Source organism: Mesorhizobium subarcticum (genome assembly GCF_055456085.1).
Map to the genome: position 1 here is coordinate 38365 of NZ_CM144237.1, position 21297 is coordinate 59661.

Annotated in this window: 14 protein-coding genes; 9 read left to right on the top strand and 5 right to left on the bottom strand. The window is 57.4% G+C overall.

What is annotated here, in order from left to right; all coding sequences use genetic code 11:
- Positions 1-204 precede the first annotated feature (204 nt).
- The 5 genes from ACZYHG_RS00200 to ACZYHG_RS00220 form a co-directional block, all read right to left on the bottom strand.
- The gene (locus ACZYHG_RS00200) at positions 205-801 is read right to left on the bottom strand and encodes a CHAT domain-containing protein (protein WP_464612005.1); all 597 of its coding nucleotides are present in this window, start codon (positions 799-801) and stop codon (positions 205-207) included.
- Positions 771-3713: a CHAT domain-containing protein gene (locus ACZYHG_RS00205; RefSeq protein ID WP_464612006.1), complete on the bottom strand. Its 2943-nt coding sequence runs from the start codon at positions 3711-3713 to the stop codon at positions 771-773. The genes ACZYHG_RS00200 and ACZYHG_RS00205 overlap by 31 nt, the downstream gene beginning before the upstream one ends.
- Before the next feature lie 22 nt (positions 3714-3735).
- Entirely contained in the window at positions 3736-5268 is a 1533-nt protein-coding gene (locus tag ACZYHG_RS00210; RefSeq protein ID WP_464612007.1) for an esterase/lipase family protein, read from the bottom strand.
- A 34-nt stretch (positions 5269-5302) separates the two neighbouring features.
- Positions 5303-7591: a TCAD7 domain-containing protein gene (locus tag ACZYHG_RS00215; protein WP_464612008.1), complete on the bottom strand. Its 2289-nt coding sequence runs from the start codon at positions 7589-7591 to the stop codon at positions 5303-5305.
- Positions 7592-8419: 828 nt separating this feature from the next.
- Entirely contained in the window at positions 8420-9556 is a 1137-nt protein-coding gene (locus ACZYHG_RS00220) for a S8 family serine peptidase (protein ID WP_464612009.1), read from the bottom strand.
- A 1619-nt stretch (positions 9557-11175) separates the two neighbouring features.
- On the opposite strand from ACZYHG_RS00220, the gene ACZYHG_RS00225 reads away from it, so the two are divergent.
- From ACZYHG_RS00225 to ACZYHG_RS00265, 9 genes are all read left to right on the top strand, one after another.
- Entirely contained in the window at positions 11176-12507 is a 1332-nt protein-coding gene (locus tag ACZYHG_RS00225) for a hypothetical protein (protein WP_464612010.1), read from the top strand.
- A 114-nt stretch (positions 12508-12621) separates the two neighbouring features.
- Positions 12622-12939, top strand: coding sequence for a hypothetical protein (locus ACZYHG_RS00230; protein ID WP_464612011.1), 318 nt, complete (start codon positions 12622-12624; stop codon positions 12937-12939).
- Positions 12940-13113: 174 nt separating this feature from the next.
- Entirely contained in the window at positions 13114-13356 is a 243-nt protein-coding gene (locus ACZYHG_RS00235; RefSeq protein WP_464612012.1) for a hypothetical protein, read from the top strand.
- 487 nt (positions 13357-13843) lie between these two features.
- On the top strand, positions 13844-14386 hold the full coding sequence (locus tag ACZYHG_RS00240; protein ID WP_464612013.1) for a hypothetical protein: 543 nt from the start codon (positions 13844-13846) through the stop codon (positions 14384-14386).
- Positions 14387-14428: 42 nt separating this feature from the next.
- Positions 14429-15436 (top strand): cupin-like domain-containing protein, encoded by a 1008-nt coding sequence (locus ACZYHG_RS00245; RefSeq protein WP_464612014.1) that lies wholly within the window; start codon positions 14429-14431, stop codon positions 15434-15436.
- 244 nt (positions 15437-15680) lie between these two features.
- On the top strand, positions 15681-17450 hold the full coding sequence (locus ACZYHG_RS00250; RefSeq protein WP_464612015.1) for a S1 family peptidase: 1770 nt from the start codon (positions 15681-15683) through the stop codon (positions 17448-17450).
- Positions 17451-17919: 469 nt separating this feature from the next.
- Entirely contained in the window at positions 17920-18642 is a 723-nt protein-coding gene (locus ACZYHG_RS00255; protein ID WP_464612016.1) for a helix-turn-helix transcriptional regulator, read from the top strand.
- Positions 18643-18724: 82 nt separating this feature from the next.
- Positions 18725-19384 (top strand): acyl-homoserine-lactone synthase, encoded by a 660-nt coding sequence (locus ACZYHG_RS00260; protein ID WP_464612017.1) that lies wholly within the window; start codon positions 18725-18727, stop codon positions 19382-19384.
- A 42-nt stretch (positions 19385-19426) separates the two neighbouring features.
- The gene (locus tag ACZYHG_RS00265) at positions 19427-21145 is read left to right on the top strand and encodes a peroxidase family protein (RefSeq protein ID WP_464612018.1); all 1719 of its coding nucleotides are present in this window, start codon (positions 19427-19429) and stop codon (positions 21143-21145) included.
- Positions 21146-21297: the final 152 nt, after the last annotated feature.

The window sequence follows — 21297 nt, forward strand, 5'->3', positions numbered from 1 at the left end:
ATTTTTCGCCCCTGCCTGTGATCAGTTTGACTGAAAAATGGGCCGGTAGTGAAGTGACTGCGTTTGAGCGGTCGTGCCGCTGGTCTTTGAATTTTCCCTTAGTTAACTGCCGACAACTCGTCCCAACCCGCACGTTCCAATCGGATCGCACCCGCTCTCAAGCGATAGGGTCGTCGACCTCTCACGCCTCGCCAACTGCTCCCATCAGTCTGCATGAGCGACGGTCACTGTAAACGCCCCCCAATGGGCCGGGTGCGCGAAAGGGATATCGGGAGCCTTTGCCAGGTTCTCTAGGGAGGCTGCCACCGCATCGGCGGATCGCTGCAAGATCCTCGCATCAAGGTCCCCGATAGAGCCCTGATGTGGCATGCCGCTTTGCAACTGAGTGGCGACTTCCCTTTGCAGACGTTCGCGTTCCCGCTCAAGCCGCGTGATAGCCGCCGCCCGCGTCATGGTCCTAAGCGCCCTCGTCGCCTGCTGGAGTGCCCGCGCCGGAGATTCGCCGGCTTTCACACGTGCGTAGACGTCCTCCATCAAGAGCGCAGCGGAAAGATCGGGCACCGACCACAAGGAGGCAACCACCGCTCCGGCGCCCGCGGCCAACAATGCCGCACAGAAACCCACATGCTCGTCGGCAGTATCGCCCGGCGAGATCTGGGCGGTTTCGCAAGCGTCCGCGACGACAATCGCCCCAGGCTTCAGCCTGAGATCTCCACGCCATAATTCGTCAAGCGTGAGCCTTCCATTCATGTGTGCTGTGGCGGAACCATCTATAGCTGCCGGCTCTTCGGCAGCGAACATAAAAAAGAATCCTTCGGTTCGCCCATGGCAAACTTCGCATGTGTGGACAAAGCCACGATGTCCCCCGCCGGTGCATGTTCCAGGAACCACGATCGACGCGCATCCGTTCCGCATCTGATCGTTTGCCTGTCACCGAAAAGACGCGCCATCGCATGCATCTGCATATTGGAAAAGGCGAGTGTGCCGTCCGGGTTGGCGACACCGACGAGGCGTGGCGGTTTACCATCGTGCAACCGGTCCGCTCGCGCCTGCGCAAGGATCGTGGCCGATGGGGCATATCGCGTCTCGAACATGTCGCAGAAGGGAGTGCCACTCCCATCGATCGGAACAGAATGGAGCGGCAACAGTCCGAGACGATCGCCCGGGATCAGGATCACGCGGTGGAGCCCGGTCCTCGCGACTTGTTCCGCGACTGGTCTCATCACCTCGGTGAGCTTCGCCAAAATCTCATCCATCGTGCGGAGCCAGTGCATTCTGCCTGGCGTCCCATCCACAAGTCGGCTTTTTCGCATGGTGTAGGCTGTCAGCCAACCGAGATTGCCTGTCCCAGGCACAAAGGGCCTGCCGATGCGCACCAGATCGCGCGCCTGACCAATCAGCAGATCAAGCACGGCATCGCGATGCCATCCCTGGATGTGCAAGACGTCAGCATGGTCGGGAGCGGCCACGGGCGAGCCCGGATGAACCAACAGGCCCAGCAGCGCATTCGTCCCCCTCTCCATCGGCTGAAGGTAAACGATTGCCGCCTCGGCCTGCTTCGCGATCGCGCGAGCGCGATCATAGTCGGTCGGATTGTCCTGAAAGGCCGGGTCGTTCACCTCCAGAGCCTGTTGCTGCCGGCGGACTGAACCGCGTTCCTGGCTCAACGCCGCAACGTCAGGGCTGAAAGCGGGGGGCCGCTTGCCCGGTTCGAGGCCACGAAGGGCGCGCAATTTGACGTCGATCTGGCGAATGCGCGATTGGAGCGCGTGATAGCGGGCCTGCCCGCCGGCATCGAGATCGCGCGGAGAACGATGGACGCGGGCGAGTTCCGTACGCAGACGCACGACCTTGCCGCGCTCCAGAGCAGCGACAAGATCCCTGTGCCGTCCGCCGATGTCCAGCATGCGGACAAGTCTTCGGGTCCCGCGCGCCGCTTCGGTGGCAATCTCTTCTGCGTCTTCGCTCTCCAGGGCTCGTGTTTGCAGCAGACCGACGGCCTCGGAATAGGCTTCGATGGCTGCATCCAGGTCATCAGGCGCGCGAGCGATGTCGAAGCGAGAAAAGAGCCTGTCGCCAAGACTCATGAGAAAGGGCGCTCTGTTTGAGAGGTTGTCGGGAGTGGCCTGAACCGCCTTCTTTCCATAGACGATAGCGGCTTCTAAATCGGCCGCGAGCTTTGTGGCGCCAAAGCGCGCCGCGAGCCATCGACCCATGTTGTGTAGCAGTATCCCCCGATGCACGTGCTCCAGCGGAGTCAGCCTGATCGCCTTCTCGGTATTGGCGATGGCGGCATCGAGATCCGCACGCCCGGCAGTCAAAATGTATCGCTTGGAGAGGAAGAGGCTGAGATTGTTGAGATACCGTCCGAGGCTCGGATCGCCCTCAGGAGCGAGGCGGACCGCTTCCTCCGCATGCGCAATGGCGTCATCGAGATCAGACGGCGTGCCCCTGAGTTCGGAACGCTCCGCCAGCACGGTAGCGAGTGTGTCCAGCACTTTCGAACGGGCTACGTCCTCAGGGGGAATGCGGTCGACCGCCGTCAACAAGTGGCTGATGGCGGCATCCAGATCTCCGGGAGATTTGGCCAGGATAAAGCGGTCATGCAGCTCGGTGCCGAGGTTGGATAGACAAGCGGCCGCGTCGGCATGCCCATCCGGGACAACCTGAACGGCAAGCTCTGACCTGGCGATTGCGGCGTCAAGATCTGATCGCGCTCCGGTCAGGCGAAATCGTTCCGCGAGATGACTGCCCGCATTGTTGAGGAAGCTATGCCGGTTAGGATGGCTCTCCGATATTTGCGCAACCGCCTGCTGGAAGCAGGCAATGGCCTCATCGAGATCGGCTGGGCCGGTCGTAGGGTATCGCCTGGCTAAAAGCAGACCAAGCTCGGCGAGGAGTTCTGGTTTCTCGACATTGCCGTCCGAAAGGGAATCAACCGCCTCCGCGGTGCGGGTGATCGCATCGTCCAAGTCGCCTCGTTCCCCTGTCAGTTGGGAACGTTCGCCAAGGCATTTGCCGAGATTGCCGAGAAGAGCAGATCTCGCCGCGTGCTTGACCGACAAAAGCTGGACGGCTTCCAGAGCCAGGGTGATGGCGGAGTCGAGATCCGCACGCGCGCCGGCCAATCGAAACCGTCCCAAAAGGCGGTTGCTCATGTTGTTGAGGAACAGAGGTCTGTCTATATCGTCCGCCGGAGTTTGCTTTAGCACGATGTGCATGCCGCTGATGGCCTCGTCGAGATCGGTGCGATCCCCGGTGACATCAAAGCGCTCCGCGAGCCTATTGGCGAGGTTGTTAAGAAGCGCAAGGCGATCCGGATCCTGCTCGGTTTGGAGGTTCGTCGCCTCCCGCGCGGAGTCGACAGCGGCCTTGAGATCTTCGAGGACGCGACCGCGCTTGAACCGATCGGAAAGACGATTGGCCAAGTCGTTGAGGAAAATCGCGCGGGCGGCTGCGTCAAGGCCGTCTGTCCGCAGCGCCTCCGAGGCGATCGAGATTGCAAGCTCCAGATCCGCATCCCGGCCTGACCGTGCATAGCGTTCGGACAGGGCGGTTCCCAACCTTTGCCAGACGCCGAGCGGCGCTCCAAGCGGAGGATTGCACGCTAGCAGCGCGTTGAGCGCATCAATGGCTGAATCGAGATCGGCGTCGGTCCCACTTGTTTCAAATTGCCGCAACGCCTCAGCAGCCGCCTCCATGAGCGCGCGCATCAGCTATCGCGCCTGGTCTGCCTCACTGCAGCCACTCGCCGAGCCGGCGCTGAACTTCGGCGTTCCCGAACATGGTCGTGTGCATCACGCCCGCGCTGGCGGGGAGGCGCAGGCAGCGGTCCATCGAAATTGGAAAACTGTCGCAGCCGTTTGCCTCGTAGACTCCGCGCTCGGGGACCACGAGGTCGTTCTCATCGGCTTCGAACACCTTGTCCACAAGCGCGTCGACCGAGCGGCTCACGAGCGACCGGAGCCCGGCATCCGCCGGCGTATAGTTGGCCGCAATTGCCAGGTACTCCGCGTTTCGCCGTCCACCCTTGTTGAGCGCTGCGAGAAATGACCCATCGGGATGCATAGACTGCAATCCTGCCAGCGCGTTGAGCGCGCCGTGCCCGACAATCTTAACCGCGATAAGGATGCCCTCAAGCCAATCGGCGGGACTGCCGGGAGGAAACAGATTGAGCGCGGTGGTGTAGCGATCGATCATATCTGCAACATGGTCCGGATTGGCAAGCAGCGTCCCGCGGTTGGGAACGGCCACGAATGCGATTCGCCGCACGTTGGCCCGTCCGTTGTCGATGCCAAAAGCCGCATTCCCCTCCGCAAGAGTGCGCGCCACGAGACCTCCGCGGCTGTGACAGACGACGTCGAGTTCAAGCGTTGCAGTCCCCTGCATTCGCCCGATTTCGTCGAGGAACCATTGCACGTTCTGCTGCGGACCGTGCGCCATCGTGAAGTGATTGAATGCAAAGACGCGACCACCGTAGCGGCGATGGATGTCCGTCACAAACTCCGGTGGCAGGTCGTGGAACGCCCCATTCGCATTGCTGAAGGTGCCATGGACGAAGAGCAGCGCGGGTCCCCGAGCGAGGCCTTCGAGTTGCTCGGCGGTCAGGGCCAATCGCTCGCGATCACGGCGCGTGGTGGTTGCCTGACGGTAATTCTCGGGCGAGAAATCCCGAAGCCCGTATGCTCGATTTTGCTTCTCCCAATATTCGGCGATATAATTTGCGGGCTTCGTGATCAGAAGATCCGAAATCGGGTATACGATGACCTTCAGGAGCTTGCGGCCGAATGCGCCAAGGAGCGCGCGATCCCGCCCCTCCTCCGGAGGTGTGGTCGGTGGGGTTCGCCGAGAAATAAGGAACCGCTTCCTGTCCCCGGAACCCCGGACACTGGGTGGCCGAATTTGCCCGGCGTCGAGCGGAAAGTGCCATGAGAGCGCACCCGCTTCGTCGATTGCCAGAACGACCTGCCCGGTCTCCGGGCCGAGGTCCGGCACCTCGAGCAGCAAGGCCGCCTCGCCACTGGCATCCCTTAGATCCGCCGTGGTCGGTTGAACCTGCAGAGGAGCCGCGACGATGTCGATGGTGGAGATGGTGGTCATATCGCTCCTTGCCAGCACGTCTTCGAACAGCGGCGTGGAATGTTCAATGGCGCGGAGATCGGCCGCCCCGGAAATGCGGCGCTCGGCCCTGCCCCGCAAGCCTGGCGCGACCAGCGCGTAGCCGCCGCCGAGGTCGATACGCTGTGAACCTCCATTCAGCTCGGGCATTCATTCTCCTCCATCGACCGCCGGCGAGCCGCGCTCACTGTTCAGCCGCAACAGCGATGCCGCCAAGTCGTGTCAGTTTCAGGCTGGGGTTGCCATAATACACGTACGCAAGATAGGACGCGACCGGCTCCGCGCTGTTATACACGGCGCGAATATCGCGAAGTATCTCGGCGACCGACCGCCCAGTCGGTCCGGCGAACACCTGACGATAAAACTCGATCGCGACCGACTTGGCGATCTTGTCGTTCACGGCCCAGAGCGGCGCGACCAGCCCAGAGAACCCGCCCGCGAGGCAGTTGCCTGGAAAACCGCCATAGTCCCCGAGGAACTGGCCGCCGGTGCCGACCATGCAGGCGTTCAGGAAGATGAAGGGCGAATAGACTTGCCCCAACTTCGACCGCAGAAAGAAGATGGGGGAGATTGGTTTGCCGTCGCTCAGATAGATCGCAGCGTCCCCTGCGCGGCTCGGATCCACCTCGCCGTGCCCGGCAAAGTGTACTATTTCCACACCGCCAATGACCTCTAGTTTGAAGCTCAGGATCGCGTCCAGAAGCTCTATCAGTTGGGTCGTGGTACACTCGAGCGGGATTACCGGCAGCGCGGCGTAGCTCTCGGTCAACGCCTTTGCTTCCGCTTCCGCCTGCGGCAGCGCGCGCAGTCCGGTGCTCGCATTGTACATACCCGCCATCACCGCCATGGCTCGGATCGGCAGAGCCTCACGCGGCGGCGATTTCACCCCTTCGGCGCCAATGATCCAGCGCCCCATCACAAGTTGAGCACCCAGAAATTTCGGTCGCGCCGGATCAATGGGCGGATCGACGATGGCAAGTTCCCACGGCACGTAGGGTTCCGCACTGTTGACCTGAAGCGTGATAGGCCGATCCTTCACTTTTTCGGCGATAGCCTGGACCACCTCCCAGAATTCGCGCGGCAGCTTCTCAGAGATCATCGCGCCGGTGTTCTCGAGAAAGCGATCGATGAGTCGGCTGTCGCTGTAGAGCCGCACGTCATCGATCAGCTTTTTGGCGAACGTCCTTGCATCATCGCCAAGCTCAACCGGCAGCGGTCGATCCGGCACCTCAATGCCATGCGAATTCCGGATCACACATCGGTAGCTTCCGGTCACGGGATTTCCATCGGGCTTGACGATGTCGAGTTCCATGTCAGGCCTCGCCGCGACTGGGGCAAGAGAGAGCGCCGTAAACGTTTCCTCGCTGTTCAGCCAGGATTGGCCTCGGATATCCGGACCAGGTGCTTCTACGCCCGGCTGAGTCACGACGATGTTTTTCGCTGCTGCACCGCTGACGACGCCGTCAACGATGAAATGAATACACAATCTGGTCAAACGAACTGACTCGCTTTGCGGTAGAGCGATCAACGGGACAGCCACGCGAGCATTCGTCGGCGAGTTGACGTCTACGGTGAGGGTCTGTCGCCATCCGTCCGGAGCTTGAAAGCCGTCAGCGATGATCTCCAGCCCGATTTCTATCGACTCCTCGCCAGCGCGTGCGCGCAATGCCAACGGTCCGCTAGATACAACTTCTGAACTCGGACTGTCGGATAAGCCTATTTCGACCTTGAACACACAACCGACCGTGACGTGTGACGGCGCATGCATGAAAGGATAGGGCCGTAGTTCCCGCCCCCCTTCCTCTTTGGCCTCGATGACCGGTTCCTCGTGTCCCGTGGCGTCACCGTGTTCTACGGAGTGGGCATCGGCGGATCGCTCAAGCCATGCATCATCGAAACTTTCTTGGTCAACCTGGCTCCAACCATCCGAGCGAAGAGCACGCCCATTTGATTCGCAGACCCCAATCGGCTCTTGGCCCCGCAGAATGACGCCTGTGAATTTTTCAACGCTCTTGGTGTCGAGGTCCGCTAACTGGGCGATGGGGCTGGAGGAGAATTTATGAAGGTGGAGGGCCAGGGCTACAGTGTCGTCGGCCCCCGCTTCAGCGAGAATCTCAAGCACCTCCACGAGATTTCGTGCATACCAATAAACGGTGACGCCATCTTGCCGCCGAATGACGACACGCACGTCCGTCGAGGGCCGCGCAAGCAAGCGCGTCGCATCCGCGATTGTCGGCATAGTGGATTCGTAGTCCGGAGGCGGATGACCCGCCGAGCTCCGGTCATCCGGGTCTCGGTTCCCGCGCGGCGGCGCTTCTTGTGATGCAACCTTGTACGTCGCGGCGAGATGTTCCTCAATCCAGGAGCGAGGACCCAGGCCCTGTGGTTCCGACCAATAGCCGTACTGAGCAAGGCGGCGAAGCGCCCCGGTCACTGTCATCCCTGCATCAACCACGACAGCTTCTTTGAACATGCATCTTCCCTCGACAATCAATACGCAGGTTAGGACTTGAGCCCCATCAGTCTCGTCGAAGGCGATAAGGTTATTTCGAAATCGCCGGGCAACAAATCATAACCGCACTATTTGTGCCTGCAACTGGATCTTCCCGGCCAAACAGTCATAAACGAGCCGCCCATATTCTGGGTCAGTTGGGACGTTTTGCGACGCAATTCGGATGTTGAGGTTGCGCCCGACCTCTGGCAGCGAATCGCTTTCGCCAACGCGTGGGGCCCGTATCTTGCTTGGCCGCCAAGAGAGACCAGCGTCGAGGATTTTGTGCAGGACGGCTCCGCTCATCCCGCCGCGAACCGGTAGCTACCGCCTTTAGAAACGACGGAAAAACCGGACGCGTCCTGGGGCAATCCGACACAGGGCAAAGCGAAAACAGACCTCCGATTCCCATGCTCGATGGCTGGAACTAGCCAAAGCGTTGGCGATCCCGCTTTCGGTGGCCGTGCCTTCCCGGAAGCGGGGGGCGTAGGCTTGTATATCGGCGCGGCATGCCGATCAAAGCACGTGGCCAACGCTCCGTTCTACGACGTGGCAGACACGATCAAGTCGCTCGCGCAAGAGCTTTAGCTCGCCCGGGCTGTTCACGGCGACAACGATCGTCTTGCCGGTAGGCATGACTTGCATAATGTGGACGTGCGTTTGCTTCACGGCGTCCATCAGAGAGCCGCTGGGAACCATATTTAGGTCAGCACCGCGTCGGAGCGAAACCACATATTCCCGCATTTTCGCTGCCATTGGACGCCTTTTTACCTTCCTAGGCTGCATCAACCGACTCATACCACACAATCCTTAACGCTGCAGCAACGGCATTCCCGCTAGGGAACCCGCCGGAGCCAGATTTATATCGGCCGAAATCTCCTCAAGGCGGCGCCTTGAATAATCATACCGTGCTCGGCCGACCAGGTTTCGATATATTTGGTCACGGGAGAGCGCGCACGCAAGAACGCTTCCGACAATGGGAGAAGCGAACGAGGTCCCATTATGTTCCATGCATCGCCCATCTTCGGACTGGAGAATAATGCCCAAACTGGGCGCAAATGCGTTTAGTTCCGCTCCCCAAGCGGTACCTGGATGCAAGAAAGGAACACCCCTAGGCCAAGTAGGAATCGCCTGTCCAAATAGCCAGTTTTTTTGCTGCGCCGTCCGCGCGAGCCGGCCCAGGAAAGTGGGTTCGTCTGCAACGCCGGTGAACCCGACGCCGCAGACGGCAACCGCCGCCTCGTAGCGGGCAGGAACCTCGATCGGGCGCGTGACCGAATTGCCGGCGGCACAAATGCAAATCGCCCCATTGTCCGCAGCTTCTTCGATGGCGTCTTTGAGATCGAGAACATATTGATCGTCGAAGCCACAAGACAGATTGATGATGTCGACCTCGTAATTCTCCCACAGATTGCGGATGCCGTCGACAACTCTCGCTCGATCCACGTCGGTCTCCGATACAGCACCTTGGTCGCCCGGCGTCGACGCGTCGACGAAAACCGTCTCGGCATCGTAGGCGAGACCAACGTAATTGCCGGGTCCACGGCCGGCAACGATCGCGCATACTTGGCGGCCGTGCCCTTCCGTGGGAACAGACGAAAATGCCGCGAGCCTTTCGGGCTCGGCCAATATCAGATGCGCCAGGTCTGGTCCAGGTTTGAACAGAACGTCGATTATTCCAATTTTGATTCCGAGTGCGGAATGAAGCGCCGGATTTTTTGCTCCGACGGCGACTTGCCACCACGGCAAATCCAGATTTCCCACTGATACGCAATTGATCTGATCGTTTGGGGAAGCGATGTCCACAAGCATTCCCCAATGCCCATCGTGCGGTACAATCTTCAGGCACTGGGTTTGTTTTGGTCTCTGAAGGTTATATGTGCCGTCGCAATCCTCGGGCTCCGTAACCTTCTTAAAACCCGTGGTCTCCTGCTTGAACTCGGTCACGGTGCAGGGCACGAGCGCCCCTCGGGCGGACAACATCGTAATCATGGTGCGCTCGATTTAATCGGCCGAGATGCAACTCGTCCTCGTAGGCTCTTGGCGTTCATCTGGTCGAATCCATGTGGCCCGGAATCGGGAAATCAGATTGTTTCGCTTCATTTAACGGATTCCAGCAATATCGGCTCAGATTATTGCGCACACCGTTCGCGTGCTCAACTGCTAAACGATAGTTTTGCATCGTTCTTCACGGTATAAAACTGGTTCCCGAGAATGATCACACCGAATTGCTTGGGGATCGCGAAGAAGCGCAGCTTGGGATCATCGCGGCCAGCCGTTCGCAACCCATACGCGGCTTAATGCGCGTGCCGTCGATAAAAAAACGCCTGTAGTTGACCGGCCCACTCCCTGCGCGAGTAAGTCCTGCTGCGGGGAACCGTGCCAGCTCCACCATTGCTTCGCCAGCGCGATGCGGTCCGAATAGCGGATAGCAGGATAGTTTTTCCCTGGTACGTCGGCGATAACCGCGGGGTCTTCCGCCACGGACCATTTTTAGGCTGAGACCGATTGAGCAAGGGGCTGGTTTTCGAAGCGTGACGGCTACGGTTGACAGGCTCATCGGAAGTCAACCCTTGTTCGTGCAAATGGTAACGAACGACGAAAGTCATGCGTCAGCGTGTAAGTCTGGGCCCTCGTGGGACTGGCTAGGGCGCACCGGGATTTCCATTGGTAGAGGATAGTCGCATACCCCAATTAGCGGCTCCCCTCTCACCGGAACTTGACATAAGTAATTGATTGATATGCAGTTTTTGGAGCACGCCGACAGGTCCACAATCATCCCGTTCGATACCCGTCGGCAACGCTGGATCACTCCGCTTCACGCTCGAATCAAAATCGCTTTGAAAGACGTGACTTGAGCATCTCTGTCGCGGGCAAACTCGGCGCGCGTCGGGTTGATAGAAAACAAAATTAGGGCAGTTATCCTGCGAGGTGCTAGTTGAGGAAGAAATGCGCCCCTCCCTGTCCCAGAATGCGATGCCGATCTCACGCCCCGCGTCGGCGAGTGATACAGTCAAACATTCACGCAGCTCGCCAAGTGGCTCACGCAGCGGCGGCGGCTCCAAGCTTACGGGACGGTTTTGGGCCACACCCCCGCCGAGGTCAGTTCCACACTCGACGCCTGCCCGAAAACGACTTGCGGGCCTTGAATATCTGCTCCGAACCCAACGGGCGCTGCAATTCTGACACGACCGCGCCGCCTCATCTGGACGACCCGTGACCATGTCGGACCGGAGATCAAGCTCATGCTCGATCCCGTGGTACGTGGCACAGCGCGGACGAATCATGCCCCTCATGCCGGTCTTATTCTAGTCGCAGGGGTTAGCTTGGATCGAGGGGTCGATAGAGTAATCGCGCCAAATAGATATTGGAGATTTGACAAAACCCATCTTGCACAAATTGTGAAGTGAGAATAATCGTTAAAGGTAATTTGATTTTCTCACGATCTTTGAGTGGGGGTGGCTGTGAAAACAAATTCCCTTTGGGCGTCTGCAGCATGTCTATTTTTAACGCTTAACACCGGATGGGCTTTTGCAGAGTGTCCACCTGCCGGCCAGGTTGCCAACGTGGAAAAATGGCTTCCCGATACTCCCGAGCCAAAGTTCGACCACACCCCGCCGCCACACCCCGAGCCCGATTGTCCTTTCTACATGGACGCCTGGCACAATTTTTTGTTCGACACGAAGCCGGACCAGAACGGCAAAGCCGCTTTCTTGAGCTGGCGCTCGATTGAGACCCTGTTCGACAGCCACGTCGAGGCGTCAAAGATGCTATCGCTTGCTCCGCGCAGCATCGAACTGCCGAACGATGCGTCCCAGGAAAATGTCGTCGCTTCACTTGCCAGACTGACAGGCAATGGCGTTGCTCTCGATGGTGGGATCGAACAAGCGGGCAACGCCGCAATCCTTTTCGACCAGCGGGGGTACCCGGTCTACTACGGCATCCACGTCAACGACGCCTTCGCTAAATTCCTGAAGGACAATAACATTACTGACAAGCAGTCGATCGAGGGTGCCGACGAGAATCTCGTTTTCACCGATGGTGTCGTGGAGTTGAAGTCTGCTTGGCGGGTGCTAACGAATCCGTCCGATTTCGATTCCTTCATTCAGACGGACGCCGAGGTCCCCACCCTGCGGGTCATCGACGACAAGATCCAGATCGACAAGTCGGCGCCGGCCCGAAAGGTGAAACTGGGTCTCTTGGCACTCCATGTGGTGTTCGTGCTGAAAGGCCATCCGGAATTCATCTGGTCGACCTTCGAGCACACCGACCTGTCCGGCACAACTGATCTCGGCCCGTCATCGGCCGTCAACCCGGACGGAAACGGATCGGGGCCTCCTAGCTCGATTTCCCCGTTCGACTATCTTCTCTACCACGGTGGCGACATCGGTACAGTTGCTAACGAAGCGCCCGGTTTTAGCGAACAGGCGGCCGCGTTTAACGAGTCCACGCAACGCCTTGAGAAGGGCAGTTCTACGCCGCGGTCGGTCTACCGCGCGTATCCGGCGGCGAAGGCGACGACAATTGATCTGGATGACGACGTGATCGATATCAACACCTTTCTCTTCGAGCGTTTTCAGAAAGGCGCCTTGCCAGAGACTGACAAGCGCAGATTCTACCGCCTCGTCGGCGCCACGTGGCTGGACAAGCCTGCGGAGACTTTCGAGGTCGGCAAGTCGTTCGTCAACGCGCCTGGAGAGTCATCCGACCACGGCCCAGTCGCCGGCGAGGATGCCCTGTCGAGCCTGGCGATGGAATCGTTTACGCAAGTGTTGGCTCCGAATTGCTTCAGTTGCCATGACACGAAGAAAGTCACGACACCCAAGGGGGTGAAGGTTCTCGATCCGAAGCTTCTGAACGTGAGCCACGCGCTGTCGAAATATGTCACCGAGCACTAGCAGGCTGTGGAAAAAGGATCGGAGATACCCGTTTTGAATCTGGTTTGTGCTCGGTCTGATTCTGATACGTTCCGTGAACAAAACAGTTTTTCAACAGCCTGCTAGGAGGAAAAAATGCCGTTCGATCGGGTCAAGACCATTTTGGAGAATGGAATGGCCGCATGGATCGCCGCGAAGGGCAAGGCAGACCTGAGCGGCCATGGACCGACTTTTAAGTGGGAAACGAGAGACGAGTTGCTCGCGGCTCTTGGGAAGGGCAAAAGGTTGATCCAGCCAGAGCTGATTGGAACTCCGGATACTGACAAAGTCAATCTGATCATCGACCTTAAGACTGGCTTCGGCGGCAGACGCATGCCCGATGGCGGCCCGTACATACCTGATGACCAGATCGCAGAGATCGAACAGTGGATAAAAGACGGCTGCGTCGATTGACCGCCAGGAAATTTTACTTTGCGGGCGCGTGATCCTGGCGATCACCCCCCCTACTTTTTGCGCACCTCCCGCAGTGTCGCGTGGCGTAGCTTGCTTTCCGACCAGATGCCTAACTTTTGATGGACTGCTCCCTCCCCTCCCCTCCCAGCGTCCCGCCGCCCGCCCTTGGCGGCGATGCCGTACAACGCACCTGATTCGTCAGCTGAGGACCTAGTCGCAAAGTACATCGCGATGGCAGAGGCTGCCTTTGGGGACCCGATGGAGGTCATCGGGGCCAAGTGGACCAAGCAGTACGACCCCTTCATATTCTCACGTGTCGCGCATGGGTTTTCCGACTGCGAAGTTTTCGTCTTCAAACTGACGATGGTGTACGCGATGGCAACCTGTGCCGAAACTTCCTACATAGAAGGCAGATAGCAAGCATCGCGTAAGCGAAGAGCACTGGCAGCATGCCCTGGATTCCATCCAACGGGCCGAAGCTCTCAGCACGTTCCTGTTTTAAGACTGCGTTACCGCTTGTCGACCGCCACCCGGTCGACGCCTTGGTTGCACTGGATGAGAGCCTTAAGTCGAATGGAAGCCCAATCGCCGGCGGGGTCCACCTTCGACGACGCTCGGGTTAGGTCTGCATCGCTCTCTTCCGGAACCGGCCTGGTGAGACACCCAAAATCAAGCTCTTCCATAACTGTGCCGCGCACCCGTTATGTGGGCGAGGCAGGCTGGACGCCGGCTCGAACTCGACTTCTTGGCTGCTCATGCAGGGGCAAAGTGCGCATCCAACCAAGACTTCGCGGCTTTTTGGTCTGCGTTTCAAAAAACATAAATGATCTTAGAATTGACTTGGACGTATATTAGCATCAAATAACCCTTCGTAGAAAAGTAAATCGTGTCTTAGGAGATTTTAATGGCCGATCCCCATAAGCCCGATACAGGTCCAGACGGTACGCGTCCAACTGATAGCACGAGAAAGGCGGACAGCAGTCCCGAAGACGCATTGCTACCGACCGCGACAAAGAAGGCAGACGCAACACCTGAGGATGCGCTGCTTCCAACTGCAACCGGCAAGGCGGACGCCAATCCCGAAGACGCATTGCTGCCGACCGCAACAAAGAAGGCGGACGCAAGCCCTGAGGATGCGCTGCTTCCAACTGCAACCGGCAAGGCGGACGCCAATCCCGAAGACGCATTGCTACCGACAGCGACAAAGAAGGCAGACGCAAGCCCTGAGGATGCGCTGCTTCCAACTGCAACCGGCAAGGCGGACGCCAATCCCGAAGACGCATTGCTACCGACAGCGACAAAGAAGGCGGACGCAAGCCCTGAGGATGCGCTGCTTCCAACTGCAACCGGCAAGGCGGACGCCAATCCCGAAGACGCATTGCTGCCGACAGCGACAAAAAAGGCAGACGCAAGCCCTGAGGACGCGCTACTGCCCACCAAATCCTGACGAGCTTTCCCTGGAGATCAGTTACACGACACTCGGAGTTACATGAGAGATCTTGGTCTGGATGAGAAGAGACAATGGATCGAGTGGCTTGCTCGCAATCTGGCGAACGGAATTTCTCGATCCGAATTGGCATCCACGATGTCATCGAAAGGATTCGATGGAAGCCAAATCGATCCCTGGATTGATGAAATTCTTGCGAATCCCATCTTTTCAATCGCCAAGACCTTTGCTTGGCGGATCAACAACCTTGAAGGGATGATGGACATTCGCAGTTCGCTGCGGCGTCAAACGCCCGTGCGCAGGGAGATCGAGAGAAGAAAAAATCTTTCGAACGATGATTTTTTCAATGAATACTATTCGCAGAATAGACCGGTCGTAATAACTGATCTCGTACAGCAATGGCCTGCTTTCCGTCGTTGGAGCCCTGGATATTTCAAGGAAAAATACGGAGACGTCGTAGTCGACGTTCAGGCCAACCGCCGCACTGACCCGGTGTACGAGGTCTTTCTGAAGGGTCACACCGAGAAGGTCACGCTTGCCCGGTTCGCCGACATGATGGTTGAGGGTGGGGAAACCAACTCATTTTATCTCACGGCAAACGACCGACTACTCGAAAATCCTTCGATGCGCTCTCTGCTGGACGATTTTTGGCCATTCGACGGTTTGTTCCGTCCGGATGACCGAGACGGAAAACAGTTTTTATGGTTCGGTCCGAAGGGCGCAGTGTCGCCGCTACATCGCGATCGCCTGAACGTCTTTATGACCCAGGTGTATGGCCGCAAACGCGTGAAAATGATCTCCAGTGAAGCCCTACACCGGGTCTACAATTTCGAAAGCTTCTTCAGTCACGTGGATGTCGAGCAACCAGATCTGGAACGCTTTCCGCGTTTCGCGGAAGTTGATGTAATCAATGTTGACCTTGAGCCAGGCGATGCGTTGCTGATACCTGTCGGATGGTGGCACCATGTGAGGTCCTTGGATGTAAGCATCAATATCTCCCTGACAAATTTCACGAGATCAAACGATTTCGAACGTTTTTATTCGAACTGACGCGTAGCAATATTCACGGCGCGGACAGAGGCTATTGCGGAGGCGGACCGCGAAGTGGCCGGCGCCGTTGGAGGCTCGGCTCGGCTCGGCATGCGTTTCGTGGGAAGCGCTGCGATTGTCACGCTTTGCGACCACTAGTCGTTACCAGCAGAACGATAGGGAGGCGCACCCCCGCCAAAAATTTCTATAGCTTGGGTCGTTAGAACGCTTGTGCCGGTTGGGCAGCGCGTGCAAAGTTCTAGGTATGGTGGCGCTGCTTTCGAAACTGGTCTACACTATGTTACTCGCCAGCATCGCTCTCCTCGCGGCGCGCGAGTTGTTGACCGTATGGTTCGACAGTCGGGTTTATATTGGCAAGTTCGATGTAGTTTCCGATGCGGGGAAAGACGCCGAGGAAGGCGACAGTTTTCCAAAGCGCATCGTTGCAGCTCAAAAGATCCTCTCGCAACAGTTCATCGACTACCAGAGCCGCCGATCGGGCTCCGGGCCAAGCGATACCACCTACGCAATCTACGGCGAGATGCCAGTAACGCTGCCGCCAGAGGTGCTGGCAGGCATCGACATCACGGTGCAGGAGATCAATCTGCGCCAGGTCCTCACGGCTATCCGCCGCGCCTTCCTGTCTCCAAACGAGGTCAGCGGACAGGTAACGTCTCGCGAAGGATCGGTCATAGCAGCGGTTGATTGGCCGAAATCGCCGGAGCTTGCCAATGGCGCCGCCACGCCAGCCAGGTTTTTGACCCCAAATAAAGCAAGCGAGCAAGAGGTTGCGGCCTATATTGCGTGTTCGATCTCGTGGATACAGGCGGCCAGCGGCAATGCGAAATTCGCTTCAATCTCGCGAGCCCAGATGTGCGATTTCGCGGCGGCGCTTGACCAACTCTACGCGCTTGAAGGAAAAGCTTCCACTGCAGCTGGCCTAGACCCCAATCAAACGGATCAGGTTCGCAGACTTGCTGCGGCGCTACGCAATTACTACGATCACGGTGCAATCTTTCCCGATATCTATCGGCTTCGAGCCGACCTTCTCGATCTTCTGCCTGAAACAGGCCGGTCCATGAATGAGCTTGTCGAAGCGCAGGAAGATCGTGTTCGTTACGCGATGTTGGCCCCTGAACTGAGCAAGTTGTCCGATGAGTCTAAGCGGTTGGCGGCGCTCGCGCTGGCACGGCCGGCCATTTTACTCGAAGACGGCAAACCCAAAGACGCCCCAATAAACTGGTCCGGCCTGCTTGCGCGACACGGTGACGATATCAAAGTTGCGGCAGACGCAACGGGTTGGGTATCGAGCAGCGATGAAAAAATGGCGGGTGTAGGCTTCATTGTCGGTGACAACCTAATGATCACAGCGGACTATGTGCTCAATGCTGCTCGAAGCTCTGCTGTAGCCCAGATGCCAGAAATCACGGCACCACCCAAATTCTGCCTGGGCAGCAGCGCTCCCGATTGTCAAAATCCCCTGGAGATCGGCGAAACGCTCTACGATGGTTCATCGAAGGGTCAGAAAATCGTCCTGGTTCAACTAAAAGGTCACAATCCGATTGTCGTTCCGCCATTGGCTCTCAATGATATCCCAATTGAGCCCAACGCGATTGTTGGACGCTATGCCTATGTGATCGGATACCCCTTTCGGGACTCGCGTCTGCCCCCCGAATTCGTAAGCCGCCTGTTGGGCGACAAGGAAGGTCAAAAGCGCGCGATGCCGGGGAGGATATTGGCCTACGGGACCGGCCCTGAAGGGGACGTGTCGAAGCGTACGCCCAAATTTACGACCGATATTAGCACAAGCTCGGGCACAGGCGGAGGGCCGTTGCTGGACCTTCTGACCGGCAAGGTCATTGGATTATCCTATGCGGGCATATGGGAAGGCGAGCGCGGGAAATTCGCCTATGCGGAGCCAATTCCCACCGAGGTAGTTAAGATCATCGCCGATGCTCGCGCGAATGCGCAGACGGGCAACCCTACGGCTGCGGCGCCGATGGCCCCATTATCTGACACGGCAAAGTCAAAGTGAATTGTCACGATCTCTTCAATATCGCTTGGCTGAGATGCGACGACGGTGGAGGTCAGTGAGCAAGAACGTTTCAGTCCCATAGCGAGCAATTGCGCTTCGTGAATAGGAACGTCGGAAAGCCCCGAAATGCAGAATAAAGCAGAAACTGCGAGTTCCGCAAAGCAAGCATCGTGCACGCCAAGTTCGGCAGCGAAACATATTCGGCGCCACTCTTTGTCATTTTGATGCTCACTGTGCTGTGGGGGCTCAGATTTCTTCGGATGATCATGGTGTATGGATGTACTCTGTAAATACGCAATTTCCGCCCCCTGCCCCGTACGCAATCCATTTTGGATCGCAAGTCAGGCATCAGTGATTGCCTCGTCCTTTGGCGACATCAGGCGCACTTATCGGGATATTCGAAGCCAAAAATGTGAATTATAAATATAAGGTATTCTTGTCTCGCAACGTAGAGGCGGGGGGCAATAGCATGATCGACTCAGACGTGTTCGACTTTGTCGAACGCTGCAGGCAGCATACGGCAACCGGGCCACTTCTGACTGACCTTCTTGAAACCGTGAGAAATCTCGGTTTCGAGCACCTGATCCTGAGCGGTGTGCCGCTCGGTGGACAGAAGCTGGCGCCGATGGTGGAGCTAAACGGCTGGCCCGCGGGCTGGTTCGAACGCTATGTCGAGGCGGAGCATGCTGCCGTCGACGGCGTTTGCATCTATTCAGCGAAGACTCTGAAGCCGTTTCTTTGGGCCGATGTCCCTGCAAAGTGGTCAGATACGAAAGGCTCCCGACGTGTTGCGGGCGAAGCGACGGAGTTCGGCATCTGGAGCGGTTTTGCGGTGCCGATGCTCAGCGTCCACCATTGGCAATCCGTGCTGTCTTTCGCGTCTTCCGCGAAGTCCTGTATCCTGTCGCCGCGACAGCAGGTGCAACTGGTGACCATGGCTGTTTATGCCGGCATGTCGATCCAGGCTTTGTCAAATGACGATGGCGGTGATCAGGGGCTGCTGACCGATCGCGAGAAAGAGGTGCTCCTATGGGCAGCGGCGGGCAAGAGCTCGTCCGAAACGTCGCAGATTCTTGGTCTGACCGAGCGCACGGTCAAATGGCACTCAACTCGGGCTCGCGAGGCCTTTGGCGTCGCTACGACCACCCAAGCAGTCGTTGAAGCCGTGCGCAGGCGCCTTATTCATCCTTAGGTATGTCAACTGTCCGATCGGACAGGTGACGTACTTTAGCGCGACTGCAACTATTCCTCCGAGAACGTCGGGGGATCGCGCAATGATAGCTGCCCATGTCGTCAATGCGCTAAACAAACATCTCTATGAAAACGAATTCGACGAATTCCTTCGCCGACGCCACGACTTTTTCGTGCATCAGAAGCGATGGCGGCCGGCAAGCCCTGACGGTCGGGAACTGGATCAATTCGACACGGACGTGGCGACATACCTGCTAGGTATCGAAGATGACCGCGTGGTGACGTCGGCGCGACTGATCCCGACCAGCGAACCGCACATGGTCTCCGAAGTCTTTCCGCACATGTGCGAAAAATCGGGTGTTCCGAGGCGCTCGGATTGGGCCGAGTGGACGCGGACGTTTGTCGTCCCTGACAAGCGTTCAGCTGGACTAAGGGGCACGCTGACGCAGCTATGCTGCGCTGTGATGGAATACGCTCTCGATGAAGGCCTGACTGCCGTGGGCGGTGTCCAGGAGACGTACTTCATGCCGCACCATGGCGCGCTCAAATGGCGCGCCAAGCCGATGGGCATGGCAAGGGAAGAAAACGGCGAATGGTACATCGTTGCCTATATCGACGTGAATGAGGCCGCCTTAGCGAGCGTTCGCAAGATCCTTGGGATCAGTCACACGCTGCTCGTACGCCGCGGGATCCAATTGCCATTCATCGACGGCGACAAACACTTACGGCACGCCTCCGCATAGCAACAATTAGAACCGACACTAAATAATATCCAGGAGGCTAGAATGAAAAACGTTGGCGTTCCGCTCTCGCAATGGGGACGCCGCTCGAGTTTTCACGGAACATTGCGTGGCGGCGACAATGTTACCAGGTCTTCGACCTTTGAAGGCCGATTTGGTCGAATGTTTAGGGCGCTGCCCGCTGCCAATTTTCACGCTGAGGACCTTCTTGCCTTGGGCGACAAAATGGAGGCAGAAGCCGAAGAGGAAAATGGCAAGCGCGTCGTCCATCCGGAAAAGACGGCAAAATTTCCGGACGAGAATGCCCCTGATGACGAAGAAAATTTTGGAATTCCTGCTGGCTATACTTATCTCGGACAGTTTATCGACCATGACATAACGTTCGATCCGTCTGCTTTATCGATGCAGCGAAACGACCCTGACGCCTTGGTGGATTTCCGAACGCCTCGTCTCGACCTAGACTGCATCTACGGGCGCGGACCTGCCGATCAGCCCTACATGTACATCGAAGATCGCAAATTTGTCCTCGGCGCCACGAAACTCGCCAGAGGAGACGTCGCGTCGAAGGCGACCGACCTGCCCCGTGCTCAAAATGGCCGTGCAATCATCGGCGATAAACGGAATGACGAAAACGTCATTGTCTCCCAGCTGCAAAACGTATTTCTTAATTTTCACAACGCTCTATGTGATCGATACAAACACGTAGAATTCGATGATATTCAAAAACTAGTTCGATGGCACTACCAGTGGGTTGTCTTAACCGACTTTCTTCCAAAGATCGTTGGCGAGAATGTCATGGCGGACATATTGCCTGGATTTATAGACAGAAAGATCAACATTCATACGCACGCTCCAAACTTGCGGTTTTTCAAGTGGCGAAACGATCCATTTATGCCAGTTGAGTTTTCAGCTGCCGCCTACCGGTTTGGGCACTCGATGGTTCGCCCCATTTACCGACTGAGCACCGAACTGACCAACCCTGTGGGTGACGAAGATCCTTCGATAAATGGCCGAAAATTCATCTTCGCCGCCGAACGGTTGAAGGGACTTAACGGATTTGGACCATTCCCTGAGAATTGGGCGATCGATTGGAGCCTATATTTTGAGCTGGGAGGCAAAAAACTCGATCCGAAGGATTTGGGACCGTCGCGAGTACAGCCATCCTACAAACTCGACACCTCGCTGGTAAACCCCCTCAAGTTTTTGCCAGAGTTCTCGAGACCTCGTCCGGGTCACCCAGGCGATCTCGAACAAGAAGGCGGCAATCCCGCGCCGAAGAAAGGTGACGTCTCCAACCTCGCGTCCCGAAATTTGCTTCGAGGAATGACGCTTGGATTGCCTTCGGGTCAAGACGTAGCTCGTTACATGGATATAGAGCCGATAGAAGATGACGAACTGCGCGTTGGTAAGGCTATAGTGGACGACTTAGGCAGGGCCGGCAATTCCATTCTTGACGTTAGCAAGCGGTTCGCCGGCAATGCTCCGCTTTGGTACTATGTTCTGGCGGAAGCCCAATGGGCATGGACAAAGGCCGCAAAGTCCGCCTCCAATTTGGACGATGTAACTCGAAATGCGATACCAGTTCGACTTGGGCCTGTCGGAGCCAGGATCGTGGCTGAGGTGTTGGTTGGCTTGATAGTAGGTGACAAGCGTTCCGTACTCTGGCAAGCGCCGAACTGGAAGCCGATTCTTGGCAAGGACGGTGAGTTCAACATGCCTAACCTTATTCAGGTTTCTGGACTGGGCACTAGCCATGGTCAATGAATTCGACCACTAAAGACGCGCGTCGTCAGATAAATAGCCATCACCATAAATACATTATGGTGATGACCGAGAATCCGAGACAATTACTTCTTTCATCAGAGGCAAAGAAGGCTGAAATTGCTTCGTCTCTCTGGATTCAATTTCGTTGCAAG